Below are 21030 nucleotides of genomic sequence, written 5' to 3'. Positions count from 1 at the left end.
ATTTATTAAGGAGTTACGATATTTATATAGCGGTCAAACTCATCTAAAAGTGATAAAAATTCGTTCAATTTTGTTTGATCACCTGAAATAATCAATTTTCCTGCTCCAACTGCTTGTTCAGGTGAAAGAAGACCAAGGAAAGTTCCATAAAATGCGAATTGATCAATTGTTAATGAAACATCTGCCTTGTCATCTAACGTATTTGCTCTAGAAAATAAAACAGAATTTTCCAAATTCAATGTAAATAGCTGGTTAGTGTCTGACAGGGTTACATTTATCGTTATTTTTCTACCCTCTGCTTTTGGACCGTTTATTTTTACTGCTATTAATTTTAAGAATTCGTTGACTGGCATATTCTTAATGATCCCTGATACATCTAATGGAGAATTATCTTTATTAATTCCATATCTTAGTTCTGATGCGCCAACAAGATAAATATTGCGCCAATTAGCTGATTCAGCTTGATACCCTAATTGTTCAAATGCATCTGCTAATAAATTTTTAGCTTCTGAATTTTTTGGGTCAGCCATTATGACATTTTTTAATACTTGAGCTACCCAACGATATTCACCTTTTTCAAAATCAGCTTTAGCTTGTCTCAAAATATTTGCTGCTCCACCCATGTATTCTACATATTTTTGACCAGTTTCCACTTGTGGTAATGGATCCAAATCAGAAGGATGAGCACTATAATATCCTAAATAATAATTGTAAATTCCCTTTGAATTATGCTTTAAAGTTCCATAATACCCACGATTTCCCCAGTAAGTATCTAATTCTTTTGGAAGTTTGATTATTTCAGCTATCTCATCCATTGTATAACCATGATTTGCTAAGCGTACCGTCTGATCGTGCATATATTTATATAAATCACGTTGAAGTTTTAAATGATTGATTGCATTATCCTTCTCCCATATAGGCCATGCATGAATCATTAGTAATGCATCGATTTCTTCATTTTCAAATAATAAGATTGTTTTATCGAGTGAATTCGCCCAATGTAATGCATCTCTCGTTTTTGCTCCTCTTACTGTATAAATTTGATGCATCAATTTATTGGCATTCTCTGATACAAATAATAGTTTGTAATCCCTAATATAAAAATGCATTTCAGCTGGTGCTTCTGTGTTTGGTGTTAATAAAAATTCAAATGTTACACCATCGACTTCCATCGATTGGACTTCATTTCTTATTTCTACATTTGGTAACTGAAAACTCATAGTACCTGAACCCATTGTTGGTCCAATACCTACTGATACGGAGCCTTTTATACCGTCTGGTAAATCTTTCCCAAACTGATACTCTGCACGACGTGCCATGATCGTACCTAAAAGTGCATTCTCACTTAACGCTTCTTCTATAAAATATTGAGGAACGATAATCGGAATATTAGGATTTTCAGCATATTTAAGCACAGCTTGAATACCGCCAAAATGATCAGCGTGACTTTGACTGATTATGATCGCTGTAACTGGCTTTTGTGGTCGATGTTTATAATATAATTCCATAGCGGCTTTAGCTGATTCATTACTTCCTAAAGCATCAACTACAATAACTCCCTGCTTTCCTTCAATAAAAATGTTAGTGACATAAGATTGTCCACGAACTTGATATACTCCTTCTACAACTTCAAACAAACCAGATATAGCCTGTAATTGTGCATTTCTCCATAAACTAGGGTTCACAGTCTCAGGAGCACTGTCATTTAAATAGTTTAACTGTTCAATGTCCCAAACGACTTCCCCAGAATCATCTTTAATAATCTTTGCTTCTAGTGGTGCAATAAATCCCCTGTTTGCATCAATGAAGTCCTGTCGATCATTAAAATTTAGAGTATCATAGACTGATAAATTAACATCTTTTGTAAAAGAAGTTGCGGGTTTTGATTGAATTAGCACTTTATTTGTCATAAGAACCTCCAAGAGTTGTTATAAAAAAAGTTTAAAATTAATTAACTTCCATTTGTTCTACAATTAAAGCTCTCTTTAGTATTTTTCCTGTACTATTCTTTGGTAGCTCATTCATAAAATCGATTTGTTTCGGTAGTTTGTATTTAGCTAGTTTGTATTTGCAGAAATGCAAAATGTCATCGTTCGTTATGAATTCTTCATTAGACACAACGAAAGCTTTTACAATTTGACCGTAATCTTTATCAGGAATTCCAATTACTGCCACCTCTACGATCGCCGGATGTTGATAAATAACTTCCTCTACCTCTCTTGGATAGACATTATATCCACCTACAATAATCATGTCTTTTATTCGATCAACAATATAGATGTAACCATCTTCATCCATCTTTGCTAAGTCACCTGTATAAAACCAATCATTTTTAATGACCTTAGCTGTTTCTTCAGCCATACCAAGATAGCCAATCATAACATTTGGACCTTTTACAATTAATTCACCTATTTCTCCTCTTGGCACTTCAAATCCGTTTTTATCAACAACCTTATTAATTACACCAGGAATGTTTATTCCAACAGAACCCTGTTTTTTCTCTCCTTTTAATGGATTAAATGCCGTAACAGGAGCTGTTTCTGAAAGACCGAATCCTTCGAGAATGATAGTCTTATATTTTTCTTCAAACCTTTGAAGTAACTCGACAGGCATAGATGCTCCACCTGAAAAACATGCACGAATCGAAGCGAAATACTCAGCTGAATATTCTTCTAACTGTAATAAGAAGTTATACATCGTTGGAACACCAGCAAATAATGTCACTTGCTCATTAAAGATTGTATTTATCACTTCACTCGGACTGAATCTTGGGACGATTACTATATTTGCTCCACACATGATTGAAGTATTAACACAGATTGATAAACAGAATACATGGAACATTGGAAGAACAGCTAAAATACGATCATTTTTATTAAACTCGACCAATTCTACAATTGATTGCGCATTTGAAATTAAATTACGATGAGACAACATTGCACCTTTTGGTTTACCGGTTGTCCCAGACGTATATAAAATGACAGCAAGATCTTCTTCTATAATTAGTGGGAATTCATTGTCATTTGACTTCTTATCAAGCAATTGCACCCAACTAAGTTCTGCTTTATTCGATTCCACATAGTACAACATTTCAATCTGTTTTAACTCTAGTTTAAGAGAATCAATGATTGTATCCATAGTAGAATCCGCAATAACAGCCTTTGCTTGGCTATTCGATAAGATAAATGAGATTTCGTCTTTGGTAAAGATTGGGTTTACCGGAACAACGACTCCACCTGCGCGTAGAATCCCATAGTAAGCAGTGACAAATTCTGGACAATTCCCTAATATCAATGCTACTCTATCACCTTTTTTGATTCCATCTTGTATTAATATAGATGCAAAATTTTCAACTTGAGAAAGTAATTCACTATATGTAACATCTTTATTTTTAAATGTAATTGCATTATGATTTGGAAATTTCTCTGCACTTTTTTTTAAACTTTCATATAAATTCAAACTCATTACTAAGCCTCCTGATCTCTCAAGTAATACCAGCAATATGAAAATAATTGAGGCACCATCATCACTTTTGAAGGTGCCTTTTAACTTTAAAATTATGAATTCACTAAGTTAGAGCCAACAACTTCATTTGAAATTTTTGCAATTACTTCAGGCGGAATTTTGAAGAATATTCCACAAGGATCGCTATGAACTAGTGTAACAATATTTGCCATATTATCCACATTCACCCTAAAGTCAGCAAACGTGCTTGGTAAGCCAACTTTTTCACGCAGATTACGAATGAATAATACAACTTCTGCTAGACATGCTTCTTTAGTCTCCGGTATATTTTTTAGGCCAAGCGCTTTTGCAAAATCATTAATTCGCTTTAAATAAAATGGTGCTAATGATTCCATTACATTTGGCAATAACACTGCATTTGCAAGTCCATGAGGAATTCCGAATTTTGCCCCAAATACATGTGCTATATTGTGAACCGGAATCGCATTAACAGAAAGACTGAAAGCAGAAATTGCCATTGCACTAGCCATTAACATATTAGATCGAGAAGCAAGATTTCCCCCATCATGAACAGCTGTAGGCAAATTTTCTACAATCATTCGAATTGATTGAAGTGCGTATGCATCTGTCATTGGATTCGATTGAGGAGAGAAATATGCCTCAATTGCATGAGTTAACGCATCAAATCCTGTAAATGCAGTAATTTTTGGAGGCAAACCGATTGTAAGTTCTGGATCTAAAATTGCCATATCAGGGCTTATAAATGTATTTAGGATATTCGTTTTAATTCCGATCTTTTCATTGAATACTACAGCGATTGGTGACACCTCTGCCCCAGTACCAGCCGTTGTTGCAATTGCAACGTGAGGAATTGGGATATACTGAGCTTTTGGCCAAAATTCCATTACATTTCCTACAAGAAGTTCATCACGAATATCAGGAACTTTATTATGTAACATCCATTTAATTGCTTTTACTGTATCTAAAACGCTTCCGCCACCAACAGCAATTAATGCATCTCCATTACATTCTTTATAGAACTTAGCTCCGCGGTTTATGATTTCACCTTTAGCATCCTGTTCAATCTCTTCAAAAACTCCTACTAACTGTACTGCACTAGGAATCTCTTCAAATAGTTCCTTAATTTTATCTGTAATTCCCGCCTGAGTTATTCCTTTATCAACGTAAAGAACTGCTCTTTTACCGCCAAGTCCTTTAATCATTTCTGGTAACATTGAACGAGCTCCAGCCCCACTGTTTACAACTGTACGAACCGAAAACTGGAAAAATGATGTTATCAAGGGATCACCTTCTCTTTTCTATATTTTTTTTATAATCGTAAATCTCAAATCTATTTTTTATAATAAAATACCGTACCAAGGTTTTTGGCTTAATTCCGGAGTAAGTGAACAATGAACATGTTTTACTTGCGTGTATTCGTCTAACGCATATCGGCCAAGCTCACGACCAAATCCACTTTGTTTATATCCTCCAAATGGTGCGTCACTTCTTAACATATGCCAGTCATTAATCCAGACTGTTCCCGCCTTTAAATCTTTTGAAATTTGAAGTGCTTTATTTACGTCTTTAGACCAAATACCAGCTGCTAACCCATAAATCGTATCATTAGCAATTTCAATTGCTTCTTCAATCGTAGAATATCGAATGACACAAAGAACAGGACCAAAAATCTCTTCTTGAGCGATTTTCATTTTATTATTAACATCCGCGAAAATCGTTGGTTCAAGAAAATATCCATTATCATATCCCTTACCTGTTAAGCGTTTACCACCACAAACTAAACGAGCTCCTTCTTTTATTCCAGCTTCAACGTAAGATAAAACAGTTTGTAGTTGTTGTTCTGAAGCCATTGGCCCCATTCCAGTTGTCATATCAAGCTGGTTTCCAATCTTAATTGAAGAAGCCAACTTCGCTAATCGATCAACTACTTCATCATAGATTGAATCATGTACTAAAAGTCGCGTTCCTGATTCGCATAGTTGTCCGGAATGAAGACAGAAACCAAATAAGCTACCAGCAATAGCAATATCTAAATCAGCATCTGGTAAAACGATAGATGGTGATTTTCCTCCTAATTCTAGAGTGACTCTTTTAACTGTTTTAGATGCTAACTCCATAATTCGTCTTCCTACTTCAGTAGATCCCGTAAATGCAACTTTATCTACAAAAGGATGCGTTGCTAACACTTCTCCAACAGTAGCACCCGGTCCAGATACAACATTGAAAACACCTGCCGGGATTCCAGCTTCAGTAGCTAATTCTGCTAGTTTCAAAGTGGACAGTGGAGTATTTGATGCCGGTTTTACAATAATAGAATTCCCCATTGCCAAAGCTGGGGCAATTTTCCACATTGCTAAAAGCATCGGTAAATTCCATGGTGTAATAGCTGCTACAACACCTAAGCCTTCTCGCCATACTTGATTATTACTAGGTCCTGGAAAAGGTAGTACAGGTAAAGATTCAACAAATGGATACTCAACAGTAAATTTCGCTGTTTGCTGAAGTAAATCGACTAAATATAAAATATCCAAATTTGAGATTCGTCTTACAGTAGCTCCAGAACTAATAGATTCCAAGAATGCAAGTTCCTCCGAATGTTCAACAATCTTATTCCCGAAATTAATTAAGATTTGTGCTCTTTCTTTTGGTGATTTCTTTGACCAAACTCCTGAATCAAAAGCATTTCGAGCAGAATTAATAGCTGCTTCGGTATCTTCTTTACCTGCTTTAGCTACAAGAGAGATTACTTCCCCATTTGCAGGATTTTTCACACTAAACGTTTCACCACTTTTTGCAGGTGTCCACTGTCCATCAATATAAAGAGGAAATTCCAATAATTTTTGAATCGTTTGCATTTAAAAACCTCCTAAAATATTTATTCATTAAATAAGTTTGAATTACAGTAACAACTGACCTCCTTTAAAGAAAACGCTTGCAAATCAAAAGAAATTTTTAGAAAATATTATTAAGGATTTACCTTAATTAAAAAATTAAGAATTATCTGAATTAATTGTATAACTACACTTTTACTAAGTAAAATTACGTTTTGTAATACCTTGTCCGCATTTTTTAATACCTAAAATTAGTGGTTTCTATTACCCAAATTTTTTTCTAATATAGTATTCTTTTTAAAAGGTGGTCACCATATGCACATTCAAAAACTTAAGATTCTTTCTGAAGTCGCTAAAACTGGGTCTTTTTCTATTGCAGGTCAAAATCTTCATATAACTCAATCTGGCATTAGTCAAGATATAAAAAAAATAGAAGATGAATTAGGAATAAAAATTTTCGATCGCTCTCGCTATGGGGTAGTTCTATCACATGAAGGAGCTAAAATTGTAAATAAAGCAAATGAAGTATTGTTAAAATATGAAGAAATGATCGAAGAGGCAAGAATCATTTTAGAAATACATTCTGGAAATTTAAGGGTTTCAACGATACCTGCTTTCTTTACTTATTTATTAAAACCATTAATTGAATTTAAGAATTTATATTCAAATTTAAACATTGAAATTTTAGAAAATATAACTGAGCATACAGTTGAAGCGGTTCAACAAAATAAAGCTGAGATTGGACTTATATGCATATACGAAAATATCTTGAAAAGCATAGAGCTCTTAAATTTTGAAAGGATTCTTGAGGGGACACTAAAGGTTTATGTAAGTAGCAATTCTCCTTTTGCTAAAAAGAAAAAAATAACACCTGAGGAAGTCCTTCAACAGCCGGTAGTATTATACAATGGTGATTATATCAATTGGTTCGTTAATAATTTTCAACTAAAATTTGGAAAAATGAATATTCTTTTTTCTTCAAATCAAACGGAAGAATTATCACGACTAATCTCCGAAGGATTTGCAATTGGTTTTGCACCAGATTTTGCGACGAAAAGTAACCCTTATGTTATTGAAGGCAAAATGGTTGAAATTGAGCTGATAAACTATGAACCTGTAAATGTTACACTTGGAATTATTTATGGTAAGAATAGAGCTCCTTCAAAAATAGAGAAACACTTAATGAAGTTTATTAAATCTGAATTAGAATACTATATAAGTTAATAAGCATCATTTATAATCTCTACGTCATAATAAATATCCTCGTAAAAATAAATAGTCCGACGAATCATTTAGATTCTCTGGACTATTTATTTCAAGTTGTTTTATTTAGAAACTATTAAACATAATTTTACTTATCTTTACTCAATCTCATGTTTATAAAAGAGTGTTAAAAGCCCAGGACATAAAATCACCCGAATAATTGACTCTATCTTAAGTGTCTATTATTCGGGTAACATATTATTTTAAGCTAAGTACTTTTCTATCATTATTTTTTATTGAATCCCTAATTCTTTCTTAATATCCGCTAGTGTAAGACCTTTATATTTCTTTTTCGGTGTTGGAGCATTAGGAATTACATGATTTTGTAGTCCGAAGTTCTTTTCTACGAATGCAAAATCTTTAGCGTCTACATTTCCATCAAAGTTAATATCTGCGCTTCGTTTGTTTGTTTCCCAATATGTTTGGATTGCAAGTGCATCCATTATATCGATTACGTTATCTCCATTCACATCACCAGCAGTTAATGGTCGAGTAGGTAAACTATCTTTTTCTCCTCGAATGGTTTTCCCATCTTTAAAGACTTTTAAAGTACCGATGTAAATGAACATCCAAAAATTGTATCAGAGAGATTAGATCATAGTAAAACAAGTGTTACTCACGATTTATATAGTCATGCATTACCTGATATGCAACATGATTCTGCTTTAAAATTAAAAAAAGCTATGAAAATTGTTGCATCAAAAAAATGAATGTGGTCATTTGGTCATTTAACATTAATAGAAGAATTGCTGGAAAATAGAAAAAAAGCCCTAACCCCTTGTTCCCCCAAAGGATTAAGACTTCTCTTATGTATGATCCAACTAGACTTGACCCAGAAATCAAAAGAGATAGATTTACTATTATTAAAACAATAAATAACGTATTAAGGCAGAATTAAAAGGCATTAGCCCTGTTAAATACCGAGTTCATGCCTAATATTATGGGGTCACTACAAATTAAAAACTAACCCTTTTAATAATATTTACCTTTTCCCACTTTTTCCATTATTTCATCGAATCTTTTTAATGTGGGGGACTCTTTAATATCAGGTAAATTATATAGCCTCTTCAATGCTCTTTGAGTAGCACGTTGACTAACTTCATCCAAAGAAAGTTGATTTTTTTGACCATTATTTTTCAAATAAAATACGGACAAGATAACCATCTCCTAAATGATTTTATCTTATCCGTATTATATGAAGTCTTGCCTAATTCGATACAGTTTATTTATTTTGGGCAAATCTTTTCTCAAGTTGTTTCATTGCAAAAGAACTTTCAGGTTTAGAATTCCTTAGCCGATCTATCGCCCTTCGTACATGATGGGATGTATTAAAAGTTTCATTGGTTTGCGACGATTCAGCAGCTGAAAAAACTAGTACTTTTTTCGCACTCTTTTTTGTATCACTTCTATCCACTTTCCATCCCTCCTCACTATATTACTTACTTTTATACTAACATAAAATTAGCGTTTTTTTTAATATTATGCTAAATCATATGCACCTTGCTGTAAACTTATTTCCAATTCTAAGCGATTAGTAAATTGTTTTATCATGTTTTCTATATATTGGATAACAAAAAAATCATTTGCACCAAAAAGATATGAATTACTATGTAAATAAACAAGATAATACGGATGTGCAGGACTTGCGTTTAAAGCCATACGATAGACTCTAATAGAATGTCCTCCTTCATCTACCTCTTTTGATAGGCCATTTTGTGAGTAGGAATGCTTAACAACTTTTTGAATGTGATCCGGAAGTAAATCAATATTAAGTAGTCCATTATTATTTACCTCAATAGCTCCCGCATTAATTATGATTCCAAGGTAATCCCTAATGGTACTAGTATAAACATTTAAAAACATTTGAATAACATTTTCACCGTTTATCGTTCCATTTGGAGAAATACTTAACGAAAAGTCTGTATACATTTCCTCACTACTCATCTCCAAAATCGATGAAGTCCTTGCTTGGTCAATTTGAATTTGACGTAATAATTCTTCTCTTGCGGAATCTTTCGTTTCTTGAACAAGCCTCTTACCTTCAAAGCCCCAGAATTTAAGGGTTTCCCAACTCATGAATGGCAGTTTAACAATTATAGCCACCAATCCAGCAAGACCAAAAAAAACCGCCCAGTTTAACAAAATAAGATTCCCTTTATTGTTTCCAAGCTGTGATTTTACAGCTGCAAGATCTTTCATAGGACTTGGATTCATTAGCAAATTCCAATTTTGTTGCACTATAAATCCTAGAATAATTAAATAAGTAAGCCAAAGAATAACTACCCTAACAGACCATAAGTAGGAAATACCTTTTTTAATCTCATGTTTTTCGCTAAACTTGGTCCCAAAAATCCCAATTAGTATACCGATTAATATCAAGAGAATATATTTCATATTATCTCCTTTTTAGTCTTTACTATCTTAATAGACGTTTTAGGTAATTAATCAAACTCTTTCAAAAATATACATTATTAGTCTAAATTATACATTAATCATTGAGCTTTTTCTATCTCAATTGGTAAATCCTACTAAAATATTTTTAACGATTCGGTTTACATACTGATATCGTTTTGGTCCGACATGAATTCGTTATTGATAATTTTTTGGGGGATATTTTTAGACATAATAAAAACCCCCAATAGTAGACTACCTATCCTTTTACAGATGTTTTTTGGTGTCTACTATAAGGGGATCATATTATAAGTTGCCCTTTTCCACAAAAATCAGCCAGTCTTTTTATCACTGTTAGAATTTTGATATTTATATTCTTTCTCCCAGAAATCAGCATTTTTTATACCAAGTTTCGCAGGTTCAAAAACAGGATCTTTTCCAGCTTTTAACTGTGATTCGTAATCTTTAAGTACTTTTAATGTTGGTTTCGTTAAAAGTAGGATTGCAATGATATTTAACCACGCCATACTTCCTACACCAATGTCACCCAATCCCCAAGCTAGACTTGCAGTTTTTACACTTCCATAGAATGTCATCACACAAATTAGAACTTTTAAAACATACTCAGTCCATACACGATTTGTTTTACTATTAATATAGGCAAGGTTCGTTTCTGCCATGTAGTAATATGCCATAATCGTCGTAAATGCAAAGAATAATAACGAAATTGCAACAAAAGGAGCGCCAAAGCCAGGAAACATGGATTCAACAGCAGCTTGAGTATAACCTGGACCAGGTTCTATATCAGCAAGATTGTTAACTATTTTTGTTTTACCTTCAGGAGTAACATTGTACATTCCTGTAATCAAAATCATAAATGCTGTAGAAGAGCAAACTAATAAAGTATCTACATAAACTGAAAAAGCTTGAACAATACCTTGTTTAGCAGGATGAGATACTTCTGCAGCAGCAGCGGCATGTGGACCAGTCCCTTGACCGGCTTCATTAGAATATATTCCACGTTTAACTCCCCAAGAAATAGCGGCACCTAGGATTCCTCCAAATGCAGCATCTGTACCAAAAGCACTTGAAAAGATCAGCTTTAAAATGCCTGGTAGTTCAGAAATATTTAATACTATAATAATAATAGCTACTAAAATATAACTAAGCGCCATAAATGGCACGACAAATTCAGCTACACGAGCTATACGTTTTACTCCTCCAAATATAATGAAAGAGAGTAAAGCAACTAAAACAATACCCGTTATCGAAGGACTAATTCCGAAGGCGCTTTCAACACCTTGGGCAATACTATTTGCTTGTACACCAGGTAAAAGTAAACCTGTCGAAATAACTGTCACAACCGCAAACAAGATTGCATACCATTTTATTTTTAGCCCTTTTTCTATGTAAAACGCAGGGCCACCTCGGAATTGACCATCCTTTTTTGACTTATACACTTGTCCTAAAGTTGATTCAATAAATGCCGATCCAGCTCCCAAGAAAGCCATCACCCACATCCAGAAAACTGCTCCTGGTCCACCAAAGGCAATCGCTGTTGCAACTCCGGCAATATTTCCTGTTCCTACTCTTCCTGATAATGCAAGATTCAACGCTTGAAAAGATGAGATACCTGCTTCTGATTTTCCACCTTTGAACATTAGTTTGAAAATATCTTTCATATGCCTTATTTGCAGAAATCTAGTTGCTAAAGAATAAAACAAACCTACTCCTAAACATAAATAGATAAGTGCTTGACTCCAAATTATACCGTTTAGCCAGTTTACTATTTGCTCCATATCATCTCTCCTTTTACTTGATTTTTTTCTATTATATTACAGGGTATTGATTAAAAAAAGGAATATTTTGTATTTTTTCAATATTCCAAAATAAATATTTAGTCAATTACCTTATTTAATCATCTAGTATTATGTTAAAAAGAGATAGGTTTAATAACCAATAGTTTGATAGGTTAATAAGAAAAACTGGTGGGGATTGGGATATGATTACTAATCTTCTATAATAATTCAACATCTTCTTTCGTTTTAAGAATAACTTTTGATTCATTCTCTTTAACTTTTTAACCATTGATTAAATCTTTCCTTTAACTGATAAGCTGCTTTTAATTCTTTTGAAAAATTTAAATAGCGTTGTAGATACCATTGATCCTCTTCGGTTAATTTTTCAACCTTATTATAGAAGACATGACGCATTTTCTTTTTACTTTTCTATTACATAACAGTCACTTTATGACTGTTTGCAAGAAATTCACTCTATTATCACTAAGAAGGAAATTTATAAAACATTTCATTAAAATTTTTATATTCTTCTAGTCCAGTCTATCTATTTTTCCATGATTATGATTTGGTTTAAATCTCAAATTCAAAAATTATGACTAAGACTAATCAATAGAAGACTTCTTTCTATTTGGAAACGATAAAAAGAGTACCTAAACAATAAAAATTACCCTATAAAGTAGACGCTAAAAAATAGTGCCTTCTATAGGGTAATTTTGTTTATAATTAGAAAAAAACTTAATCGGTAGCCTCTTTAGCTCTATATCTATGTTGAGAAATTAATAATGTAATTTATTAGTATCATCTGACAATCACACTAGAAACTTTTCTTTTAACTCGATAAGCACGGGGGATTCCGTACTTATTTTACTCGATCTGCTGGAAATTCAAGACCAATCTGTTTGCGTGCTTCTTCGATGATCCTCATAGTTATCATAGAATGATTGTGCGAATTGATAGTTGATTCTAACTGACCACTCTTAATTAGGTTAATAAATTCTTTTGTCTCGTAATACATGATTTTACTCGATTGAGATTGTGTAATATCTTCTATACTGCCATCCCGATAACGAATTTCTACTTTTTGTGGGTTATTGATATCATCAATCATAATATTTCCATTTTCCCCTTGAATTTCAGTAGGTATATACGAATTCGTTATTTTTGAATACATTATTACTGCATCCATCTCTTTATACTTCAATAATAGGCTACCTTCCCCATCTACACCTGAGTCAAGCAACAATGCATTTGACTGTACATTGGATGGTTCTCCGAATAGCACAACCATTGGATATATACAATAGATACCTATATCCATAATGGCACCATTTGAAAATAAAGGATTGAATGCATTTAAAATTGTTCCTTCATTCTTATAAGCATCATAACGAGAGGAATATTTACAATAGCTTGCGAAATATCGGCGAATTCTGCCTATTTTGTGTAAATTATTTTTTACACTTTGGAAATTTGGAAGTAATGTTGATTTTAAAGCTTCCATTAAAACTACGTTATACTTTTGGGCAGTTAGGAGCATCTCTTGTAATTCTGCTGAATTGGAAGCAATAGCCTTTTCACATAACACATGTTTACCATTTTTCATAAAGAGAATTGCTTGCTCTGCATGGAGTGAATTTGGGCTAGCAATGTAAACTGCATCAATTATATCGCTTTTAGCCATACTTTCTAAATCTGTAAAAACAGATTTCACATTGTATTTACTAGCAAATTCTTTTGCTTTACTATCTGTGCGTGAATAAACAGCAGATAAAGCAAACTCCTTTATTCCATATGAATCTTGTATAAACTTATCTGTTATTCGATTTGTTCCGATTACTCCAAATCGTATCATTTTTGTTCTCCTTTGAATTCATTCTAAATTGCTATGCAATTGAAACGCAGTACTATGTTCAATGTCCTTTTGCTTTCCATAGCATAAACATACTGAGTCAAAAATTATATGCGCACATTGATCAAATAAAGAACCTAAAGGCTGAATGCTTTCCATTTCTCCTTCACGTCGATATTTAGTCGAAGCCGGAATATGAACAGGCAAGGTTGCAAAAGAAACTAGTTTCGATTCAAGATTAGTGGTAAATGCAATCACAAAACAATCTAGTTCTTTTGCTTTCTCAGCAGCCCATACAACACTTTTGGATGTTCCAGATCCAGAGACTACAATTAATGTATCCCCTTTTTTAATAGCAGGGGTGATCGTTTCCCCAATGACAAATACTTCTGCACCTAAATGCATTAAGCGCATTGCAAATGACTTAGCCATTAATCCAGAACGCCCTTCTCCCGCAACAAAAATTCGACCAGATTCACTTAGAACCTTTCCCACTTTTGCAATGGTTGTCTCTTCAACGAAACGTAAAACATCTTGAATTTCAGTAAGAATTGTTTCCATGTAATTACTCATTTCATATCTCCTCTATTGAACTAATGAATTTTTTTAATTCTTTCGCCGATTTCTCTGGATCATCGGCTTTCGTAATTGCCGAACCAATGATAACAATAGATGGCGCAATACTTTTTAGCATATTCATAGAATTTATCGAAATGCCTCCAGCAACGGCCATTTCTGAAAGGCTAGGTACATCTGTAAACATATGTTCAAGATTCTTTTTTCTTAATCCTGAAATCTCTTGCTGATCTTTACTTATATGGGCACATAAAATTGAATTATACTGAGCAAGTTGCAAAACCTTTTCTTTTTCAGTATTTAGTAAATCAATCATTACCCTTTTATTGTGTTTAGCCGCTTCACTCTCGCATGTTTCTATTGTTTCCAATGGTGCCACACCCATAACAGTTGCCACATCTGCCCCGGCTGAGAAACATAGCTGAAATTCATACTTCGCATTATCTATGGTTTTCATATCAGCAACTATCGTTTTATTCGGAAAAGCTTCCTTAAGTAAATAAATACTATTCATGCCAAATTCTTTTATTAAAGAGGTTCCAACCTCAACCCAATCAATGTAATTTTCAACTTTCTTTGTCATCTTTATGGCATCTTGTATACTCATGCGATCAAGGGCCAGTTGTATCTTCACCTTTGCCAACCTCCTCATATAATTGATTTATTAGAAAAAATTTTTATAACCTTATTTTTAGTAAACTTTGCTTCATATAACTTTCTAATTTCTCGCGAGTCGGATACCCTTCACTGTCTCCCGATGATTGAACGGCTAAAGCACCAATTGCATTTCCCCGTAATACAGCCTCACGAATTGGAAGTCTTTCTAATAAACCGCTGACCACACCTACAGCAAACCCATCGCCGGCTCCAACGGTATCCACTACTTCACGGACTTCATACCCAGCTACGATCCCTTCCTCTGTATCTGTTTTATAAAAAGCACCTTTACTTCCTAATTTAACAACAACGAGTTTCACTCCTTTTTCAAGGTAAAAAGACGCAATATCTCTTGGGTTGGTATAGCCTGTCAATACCTCCCCTTCATGAATACCTGGAAGTACGTAATCACTTTTAAACGCACATTCATTCGTAACTTCAATCATTTCCTTTTGAGATGTCCATAACGATGGTCTCAAATTTGGATCAAATGAAACTGTTTTCCCCGCCTTACTCATACATTCTAAAGCATGCTTTGAGAATTCCCTTGTTTCATCCGATATACCTAGTGGAATCCCTGTCATATGTAAATGCTTTGCTTTTAGGAAATAGTTTATATTGAAATCGCTTACACCTAAATGGCTAGCAGCTGATCCTTTTCGAAAATATTGAACCTCCGGATCTCCTTCTGTGACTCTGGATTTTATTTGAAATCCAGTTGGAAAATTCTCATCTATTAAAACTTGATCTGTACATACACCTTCATTCTGCAAATAATGAATAATGTATTCTCCGAAAGCATCCTTGCCTACCTTGCTCGCCCAGCCTGTTTTAAAGCCTAATCTTGAAAACCCAATAGCTGTATTAGTTTCAGCACCGGCTAACGCCCGAGTATAATGATTAATTTCAAACAGTTTTCCCGACTTATCTGCAATAAACATAGCCATCGCTTCGCCAAATGTTATTATATCTAGTTGTGACATTATACTTCCCCCTTATTTTTCTAAACTATCAATTATGAAAAATATATTTTTATAGATACATTGCAAAGGAACACTTATTAAAAGACATTTTTTCGAGGTTCACTAAACCGATTTAGTAAAACGGTTTAGTAAGATTATAACCCGATGAAAACGCTTTTTCAATATATTGTATTAAAAAACAAAAAGTTTTTATGAAAAGCGAAAGAATGTTTAATTCGGTGTTGCCAACAACTATCCTTTCATCCCAATTTTTGTTTACAACTTCAAAGTAGATCTATTAAAATGCACCTAGGTAAAAAGTGCAAAACAAACCTAAAATGCAGAAATGAACATTAAAAACATAGTATTTTTTCTATAAAAAATGACCGCAAAGCTTTAAAAAAAATAACTTTGCGGTCTTTTATTTAAGTGATTCAGTCACTTTTATAAATCGGTTAATGAGAAACGAAACTTTAATACATTATGCTGTAGATTGTTATTAAATCCAAAATCCCATTTTAGGGCCTGACATTACACGTCGAGGATTCACGTATTGACAATTTACATGTAAACGTATATAAATCTGGACAACCCGATTCATTTTTAATCTGTTTTAGAAGTAATTCTGCTGCTTTTTTCCCCATTTCGTATGCTGGTTGCGAAATCGTTGTTATTGTCGGAGTATAAATGTTTGCAAATTGAATATTATCAAAAACAATAACAGATACATCTTGGGGAATTCGAATATTATTTTCTTTTATAAAGATCATGGCCTCTAGAAAAGATAAATCATTACTTGCTAACAAAGCAGTTGGTTTATCAGAAAGAGAAAACATGCTTTCTAGTTCTGAGGCCATTTGTTTTATTTCTACTGATTTAACATAATCCGGATTCCATTCAATACCCTGATCTTCTAAGGCTTGTTTATAGCCGGCAAGCCGCTCCATACGTGGATAAGTAATTAATGGTGGCGTTATCATCGCTATATTGCGGTGACCGTTTTGGATAAAATAGTTTACTGCGTCATAAGTAGCCTCTTTATTATTAACGACAATTGTATCCACATTCGCGTCATCAATCTTTCGGTCAATAAATACCACGGGATACTTCTCTTCTTCCAAATCTTTATATAACTCTATATTCCCACCTGTAGGAAAAATAATTAGACCATCAACCTGCCTTGCACGCAACATTTCAATATACTTCTTTTCTTTAACAGGATCATCATAGGAATTGCATACAATGACGTGCAGATCATGCTCATGACAATAATCTTCTACAGCTCTGCTTACTTCTGTTGAGAAACTATGCATAATATTCGCGACAATTATGCCAATCATAGATGTCTGTTTCTGCTTAAGGCTTCGAGCTATGTAATTTGGTTGGTATCCAAGTCTTTTTACAGCTTCTTCTATTTTATGTTTTGTTCCCTCACCCATATATTCAAAGCGCTTATTCAAAAACTGTGAAACTGTGCTTTTGGAAACACCCGCTTCTTTTGCCACATCAATCATGGTCACTCTCTTCATAATTAATCTTCCTCTTGACTCAAGTATAATTCATCTCTTTAGACTTATTTTAGCAGTTATCAAATCCATTATCTAGTTTTTGCATACAGAATGTTCTTACAATATGAAGAGAAAATAAAAATGTCTATTAGCCATTCAGTAACACTTTTCTGGCCTCAGTCACTTTTTCGGTAAAGCTTCTAGCGGTTTCTGTTAAATGAAATAGGTATTCACTGTTTACTTCTTTTTTTGTATTTACTAAAGTACTCCCTATTCCAACTGCAATAGCTCCGGATTTTATAAACTTCTGTACATTATCTAAGTCGATCCCACCTGTAGGCATCAACGGAATATGAGAAAGTGGACCTGATAAAGCTTTCATGTATTCTGCACCAAGGATATGTGCTGGAAATACTTTGACTATATCCGCACCTGCCTCAAATGCAGTTAGAATTTCAGTTGGTGTCATAGCTCCTGGGACACTTATAACCCCGTACCTCTTAGCCATATTAATTGTTTTCACATTTACAGTCGGGGAAAACACAAATTGTGCTCCCGACATTATAGCTGCTCTTGCTGTTTCTGGGTCCAATACAGTTCCCGCACCAACCAATAATTCTTCTGAAAACTCTGTACGTAAGGCATCAATAATTTGTATAGCCTTTGGAGTTTCCATTGTAATTTCCAAGGCTGTTACCCCACCTATCTTTAATGCCTGCGCTATTGGGATAATTGTTTCTATCGTTGCATTTCGAATAACTGCAACAATTCCACGCTTCTTAATTTCATAGACTCCCATAGATTAATTCCTTTCTAACAGTACAACTCAGATAATTTACTCCTCTTAAACTAAAAGTAGAGCCGAACCTTTTAAGATTTATACATAAAATAATTTCGGTATTTTTCTATTTTTTAAGCTTGATAGGTTTGAATTAAGTCTTTACGGGATTCTTTAACAGCGACAACTGTTAAAATTGCAGATATGAATAATGCCCCCGCCATAAAGATATAGGATGCCCCAAATCCACCAGTAGTCCCATTCAAGTATCCAACAATATAAGAACCACCAAATGAACCTAAAGCTCCCATACTATTGATTAAAGCCATTGCTCCGCCTGCAACATTACGTGGTAAAATTTCAGGAATAATGGCAAAGAAAGGACCATAAGGCGCATACATAGCACCACCTGCAATAACAAGTAGGATAAAGGATAACCAGAAATTGCTCGTTCCTATTAAATAAGATCCGTAAAAAGCCAATGCACCAACTAATAAGAATGGCCAAACAAATGCTTTTCTGTTCAATGTTTTATCTGAAAAATAAGAAGCGCTTAACATTAAAATAATAGCTAAAATATACGGAACAGATGATAACCAACCAGTTTTCACGATCCCCATATTTGGTGCAGCTTTAATAATAGTCGGAAGCCACATCACAAATCCATAAACACCAATACTCCAAAAAGCATATTGCAGACAAAGTAAAATAACTGTTTTAGATTTAAAAGCTTCAACATAATTCTTGACCGGTTTTAATCCTTGTTGTTCTTTTTCAATTTCTTCTTCTAATTGCTTCTTCTCGTTCTCAGTTAGCCATTTTGCTTCTTTTGGCTTGTCATTTACTATTTTCAACCATATAAATGCCCATATTATTGCAGGCAAACCTTCGAATATAAACATCCATCTCCAGCCCACTGACTCGAGTAAATACCCGGATAAAATGGACATCCATAATACGGTTGCCGGATTTCCCAGAATTAAAAAGGTATTAGCGCGGGAACGCTCCGCTTTTGTAAACCAATGGCTTAAAAAGACTAGCATAGATGGCATTACTGCACTTTCCACTACTCCAAGCATAAAACGAATAACAATTAAAAATCTTACATCACTCACTAAACCTGTAGCAGTTGCAAGTCCGCCCCATAGAATGAGTGACCAAAATATTAATTTTTTAGCACTTTTATTTTCAGCGTAATGAGCTCCTGGAATCTGGAAGAAAAAATACCCAAGGAAAAATAAAGATCCTAATAAGGAAGACATCGATGCAGTAATATGTAAATCATTAGCCATCCCACCAGCAGCACCAAAACCATAGTTTGCACGGTCCAAGTAAGCTAAACTGTATGTGATAAAAGCAATTGGAATAAGAAAATACCAGCGTGATTTAGCAAGTGTGTTTTTCATTTTATCCACCTCTATAATTTTATAATGAGTATATTTCTATGTGGTTTATAATCCTCTTTCGTAAACAACACAAATTCATGTATCCGATTTCAAAATAGACCTGAGTTGCAAATATATTCAGTACTTTGTAATCCAAAATTGAATTACATAACCCGAAATTTATGTCATTATCTTTTAAGATTGTTCCTATTAATATCATAAACTCTTTTTATTGTCTTTTAATTAAATCTACATATTGTTCAGTCATATTTCCTGGCTCAAGTGGAAATTCTAAAGCTTTTGGTAAATCATTTGAAAAATAACTTAATATTTTTTTCCATTTTGCATTTTTTTGAATTGGTAAAGGTAGCGAAATCAGCTGACCATTTTTTTCTTCAACATGTTTTAGGTGCACATATTCAGTATACTTTTCTAGTTTTTTAATGGCTTCAAAAACATCTTCACCAGTATACATCCAATTTCCAACATCAAAAGTCATTTTAACTGGTACACCAAGATTAGAAGCGTTTTCAAAAAAGGATAATAGGTTTTGGATATTACCTCCATAATTCGTTTGGTCATTTTCCACAAAAAGCTTTATTTCAGTCGCATATTCCCTCATCAAAGTTTTTAATTCTTTTAAATAAGAGGCTTCATTTCTAAACCAACCTAAAGGAAACTTAACCATCATTGCACCTAATTCTCTAGATTCGTTTATAGCTTGCATCACATTTTCTTTATTCAAACCCCCATCTTCTTTCCATAGAGGGATTGGTACAGAATATACAATGAATAAATTGTACCTTCTTACCAGTTCATGTAACGCACGAAAGTCAAAATCCTCAGGTGACAATAATTCCTTGCGAATTTCCACTCCATCTGCCCCGGCTTCAGAAATGGCTGAAATTAAAGATTCATGTTCCTCCACTGTAATCATTTCATTTTTGTAGGCATTTAATGGAATAATAACGTTACCCATAGAAATATCCTCCTTTCTAAAAGATATAATTCAATTGATAAACCGGTTTAGTAAATCGATTTATTAAGATTATATCTCAATGAAAACGCTTTTACAATAGATAAAATGGAATTAAATAATTCGTACCCAAATTACTACTAAAATAAAAAACCTCCTGAATTAACAGGAGGTACAACTTAAACTGATACAACGATAAAATTCTTTTTAAATGATATTAGAATTCTTTTTTCTATACTATCAGTACTTGGGGTTTCCATCACAACAAGTATTTGGACTACAATTAGATCAATATCTATAACGTATTAAGATAAAGCTCCATATGAAAATGTAATTTTACATATGAAGAATCCAATTGTATAAATTTTTACATAACAAATTCTCCAACCACAATAGCTTACTATTCCTTTAAATGATCACTTTTCAAATCAACATACAATGTACCATCGTACTGTATTTCTGCGTAATATACTTCCTCAATTTTACTTATACCTCTTTGCTCTAATTTCTTAATAACCCATTCTTCACTTTTATTCAATTCTTTTAAATTTTTATATACTATTTAACCA

20 protein-coding genes are annotated in these 21030 nt (G+C 33.6%); 1 reads left to right on the top strand and 19 read right to left on the bottom strand.

What is annotated here, in order from left to right:
• Positions 1-5: 5 nt before the first annotated feature.
• The 4 genes from ACSBO6_RS05400 to ACSBO6_RS05385 form a co-directional block, all read right to left on the bottom strand.
• Positions 6-1910, bottom strand: coding sequence for an alkyl/aryl-sulfatase (locus tag ACSBO6_RS05400; protein WP_498844296.1), 1905 nt, complete (start codon positions 1908-1910; stop codon positions 6-8).
• Positions 1911-1947: 37 nt separating this feature from the next.
• The gene (locus tag ACSBO6_RS05395) at positions 1948-3465 is read right to left on the bottom strand and encodes a long-chain-fatty-acid--CoA ligase (RefSeq protein WP_498844295.1); all 1518 of its coding nucleotides are present in this window, start codon (positions 3463-3465) and stop codon (positions 1948-1950) included.
• Positions 3466-3557: 92 nt separating this feature from the next.
• Positions 3558-4766, bottom strand: a complete 1209-nt coding sequence (locus ACSBO6_RS05390; protein ID WP_498844294.1) for an iron-containing alcohol dehydrogenase — start codon at positions 4764-4766, stop codon at positions 3558-3560.
• Positions 4767-4823: 57 nt separating this feature from the next.
• Positions 4824-6341 (bottom strand): aldehyde dehydrogenase family protein, encoded by a 1518-nt coding sequence (locus ACSBO6_RS05385; RefSeq protein WP_498844293.1) that lies wholly within the window; start codon positions 6339-6341, stop codon positions 4824-4826.
• Between the two features lie 291 nt (positions 6342-6632).
• Between ACSBO6_RS05385 and ACSBO6_RS05380 the strand changes: the two genes are divergently transcribed.
• Positions 6633-7541, top strand: a complete 909-nt coding sequence (locus tag ACSBO6_RS05380; protein ID WP_498844292.1) for a LysR family transcriptional regulator — start codon at positions 6633-6635, stop codon at positions 7539-7541.
• 272 nt (positions 7542-7813) lie between these two features.
• Here the strand turns inward: ACSBO6_RS05380 and ACSBO6_RS05375 are convergent, their stop codons facing one another.
• The 15 genes from ACSBO6_RS05375 to ACSBO6_RS05305 all read right to left on the bottom strand — a co-directional run bounded on the left by ACSBO6_RS05375 (position 7814) and on the right by ACSBO6_RS05305 (position 21023).
• Complete coding sequence (locus ACSBO6_RS05375) at positions 7814-8149, bottom strand: dockerin type I domain-containing protein (protein ID WP_498844291.1); 336 nt, start codon at positions 8147-8149, stop codon at positions 7814-7816.
• Positions 8150-8552: 403 nt separating this feature from the next.
• Entirely contained in the window at positions 8553-8735 is a 183-nt protein-coding gene (locus ACSBO6_RS05370) for a hypothetical protein (protein WP_498844290.1), read from the bottom strand.
• 67 nt (positions 8736-8802) lie between these two features.
• Positions 8803-8994 (bottom strand): hypothetical protein, encoded by a 192-nt coding sequence (locus tag ACSBO6_RS05365; protein WP_098844149.1) that lies wholly within the window; start codon positions 8992-8994, stop codon positions 8803-8805.
• A gap of 65 nt (positions 8995-9059) precedes the next feature.
• A complete protein-coding gene (locus tag ACSBO6_RS05360) occupies positions 9060-9974 on the bottom strand; it encodes a hypothetical protein (RefSeq protein WP_498844289.1) in 915 nt (304 codons plus the stop codon).
• Between the two features lie 329 nt (positions 9975-10303).
• Positions 10304-11770 carry an alanine/glycine:cation symporter family protein gene (locus ACSBO6_RS05355; RefSeq protein WP_098844153.1) on the bottom strand — a complete coding sequence of 489 codons (1467 nt, stop codon included), beginning with the start codon at positions 11768-11770 and terminating at the stop codon, positions 10304-10306.
• A 273-nt stretch (positions 11771-12043) separates the two neighbouring features.
• A complete protein-coding gene (locus ACSBO6_RS05350) occupies positions 12044-12184 on the bottom strand; it encodes a transposase (protein WP_498844288.1) in 141 nt (46 codons plus the stop codon).
• Between the two features lie 445 nt (positions 12185-12629).
• On the bottom strand, positions 12630-13622 hold the full coding sequence (locus tag ACSBO6_RS05345) for a Gfo/Idh/MocA family protein (RefSeq protein WP_498844287.1): 993 nt from the start codon (positions 13620-13622) through the stop codon (positions 12630-12632).
• 18 nt (positions 13623-13640) lie between these two features.
• Complete coding sequence (hxlB, locus tag ACSBO6_RS05340) at positions 13641-14192, bottom strand: 6-phospho-3-hexuloisomerase (RefSeq protein WP_498844286.1); 552 nt, start codon at positions 14190-14192, stop codon at positions 13641-13643.
• 1 nt (position 14193) lies between these two features.
• On the bottom strand, positions 14194-14829 hold the full coding sequence (hxlA, locus tag ACSBO6_RS05335) for a 3-hexulose-6-phosphate synthase (RefSeq protein WP_498844285.1): 636 nt from the start codon (positions 14827-14829) through the stop codon (positions 14194-14196).
• 43 nt (positions 14830-14872) lie between these two features.
• Complete coding sequence (locus ACSBO6_RS05330) at positions 14873-15835, bottom strand: sugar kinase (RefSeq protein ID WP_498844284.1); 963 nt, start codon at positions 15833-15835, stop codon at positions 14873-14875.
• A gap of 497 nt (positions 15836-16332) precedes the next feature.
• Positions 16333-17343 (bottom strand): LacI family DNA-binding transcriptional regulator, encoded by a 1011-nt coding sequence (locus ACSBO6_RS05325; RefSeq protein ID WP_498844283.1) that lies wholly within the window; start codon positions 17341-17343, stop codon positions 16333-16335.
• A gap of 127 nt (positions 17344-17470) precedes the next feature.
• A complete protein-coding gene (locus tag ACSBO6_RS05320; protein WP_498844282.1) occupies positions 17471-18121 on the bottom strand; it encodes a bifunctional 4-hydroxy-2-oxoglutarate aldolase/2-dehydro-3-deoxy-phosphogluconate aldolase in 651 nt (216 codons plus the stop codon).
• A gap of 113 nt (positions 18122-18234) precedes the next feature.
• On the bottom strand, positions 18235-19506 hold the full coding sequence (locus ACSBO6_RS05315) for an MFS transporter (RefSeq protein ID WP_498844281.1): 1272 nt from the start codon (positions 19504-19506) through the stop codon (positions 18235-18237).
• 208 nt (positions 19507-19714) lie between these two features.
• Positions 19715-20464 carry a sugar phosphate isomerase/epimerase family protein gene (locus tag ACSBO6_RS05310; protein ID WP_498844280.1) on the bottom strand — a complete coding sequence of 250 codons (750 nt, stop codon included), beginning with the start codon at positions 20462-20464 and terminating at the stop codon, positions 19715-19717.
• Between the two features lie 397 nt (positions 20465-20861).
• Entirely contained in the window at positions 20862-21023 is a 162-nt protein-coding gene (locus ACSBO6_RS05305; protein ID WP_498844653.1) for a YetF domain-containing protein, read from the bottom strand.
• Positions 21024-21030 lie beyond the last annotated feature (7 nt).

Source organism: Bacillus sp. AL-1R, from assembly GCF_052180195.1.
Classification (GTDB): Bacteria; Bacillota; Bacilli; order Bacillales; family Bacillaceae_G; genus Gottfriedia.
Note: the sequence above shows the minus strand (reverse complement) of the source record. Positions and strands in the feature narration are given on the sequence as shown.

Coding starts and splice junctions, on each gene's coding strand:
- ACSBO6_RS05400 (WP_498844296.1), bottom strand. CDS start 1,910: ATGACAAATAAAGTGCTAATTCAATCAAAACCCGCAACTTCTTTTACA.
- ACSBO6_RS05395 (WP_498844295.1), bottom strand. CDS start 3,465: ATGAGTTTGAATTTATATGAAAGTTTAAAAAAAAGTGCAGAGAAATTT.
- ACSBO6_RS05385 (WP_498844293.1), bottom strand. CDS start 6,341: ATGCAAACGATTCAAAAATTATTGGAATTTCCTCTTTATATTGATGGA.
- ACSBO6_RS05380 (WP_498844292.1), top strand. CDS start 6,633: ATGCACATTCAAAAACTTAAGATTCTTTCTGAAGTCGCTAAAACTGGG.
- ACSBO6_RS05375 (WP_498844291.1), bottom strand. CDS start 8,149: ATGTTCATTTACATCGGTACTTTAAAAGTCTTTAAAGATGGGAAAACC.
- ACSBO6_RS05360 (WP_498844289.1), bottom strand. CDS start 9,974: ATGAAATATATTCTCTTGATATTAATCGGTATACTAATTGGGATTTTT.
- ACSBO6_RS05355 (WP_098844153.1), bottom strand. CDS start 11,770: ATGGAGCAAATAGTAAACTGGCTAAACGGTATAATTTGGAGTCAAGCA.
- ACSBO6_RS05350 (WP_498844288.1), bottom strand. CDS start 12,184: ATGCGTCATGTCTTCTATAATAAGGTTGAAAAATTAACCGAAGAGGAT.
- ACSBO6_RS05345 (WP_498844287.1), bottom strand. CDS start 13,622: ATGATACGATTTGGAGTAATCGGAACAAATCGAATAACAGATAAGTTT.
- hxlB (WP_498844286.1), bottom strand. CDS start 14,192: ATGAGTAATTACATGGAAACAATTCTTACTGAAATTCAAGATGTTTTA.
- ACSBO6_RS05330 (WP_498844284.1), bottom strand. CDS start 15,835: ATGTCACAACTAGATATAATAACATTTGGCGAAGCGATGGCTATGTTT.
- ACSBO6_RS05325 (WP_498844283.1), bottom strand. CDS start 17,343: ATGAAGAGAGTGACCATGATTGATGTGGCAAAAGAAGCGGGTGTTTCC.
- ACSBO6_RS05320 (WP_498844282.1), bottom strand. CDS start 18,121: ATGGGAGTCTATGAAATTAAGAAGCGTGGAATTGTTGCAGTTATTCGA.
- ACSBO6_RS05315 (WP_498844281.1), bottom strand. CDS start 19,506: ATGAAAAACACACTTGCTAAATCACGCTGGTATTTTCTTATTCCAATT.
- ACSBO6_RS05310 (WP_498844280.1), bottom strand. CDS start 20,464: ATGGGTAACGTTATTATTCCATTAAATGCCTACAAAAATGAAATGATT.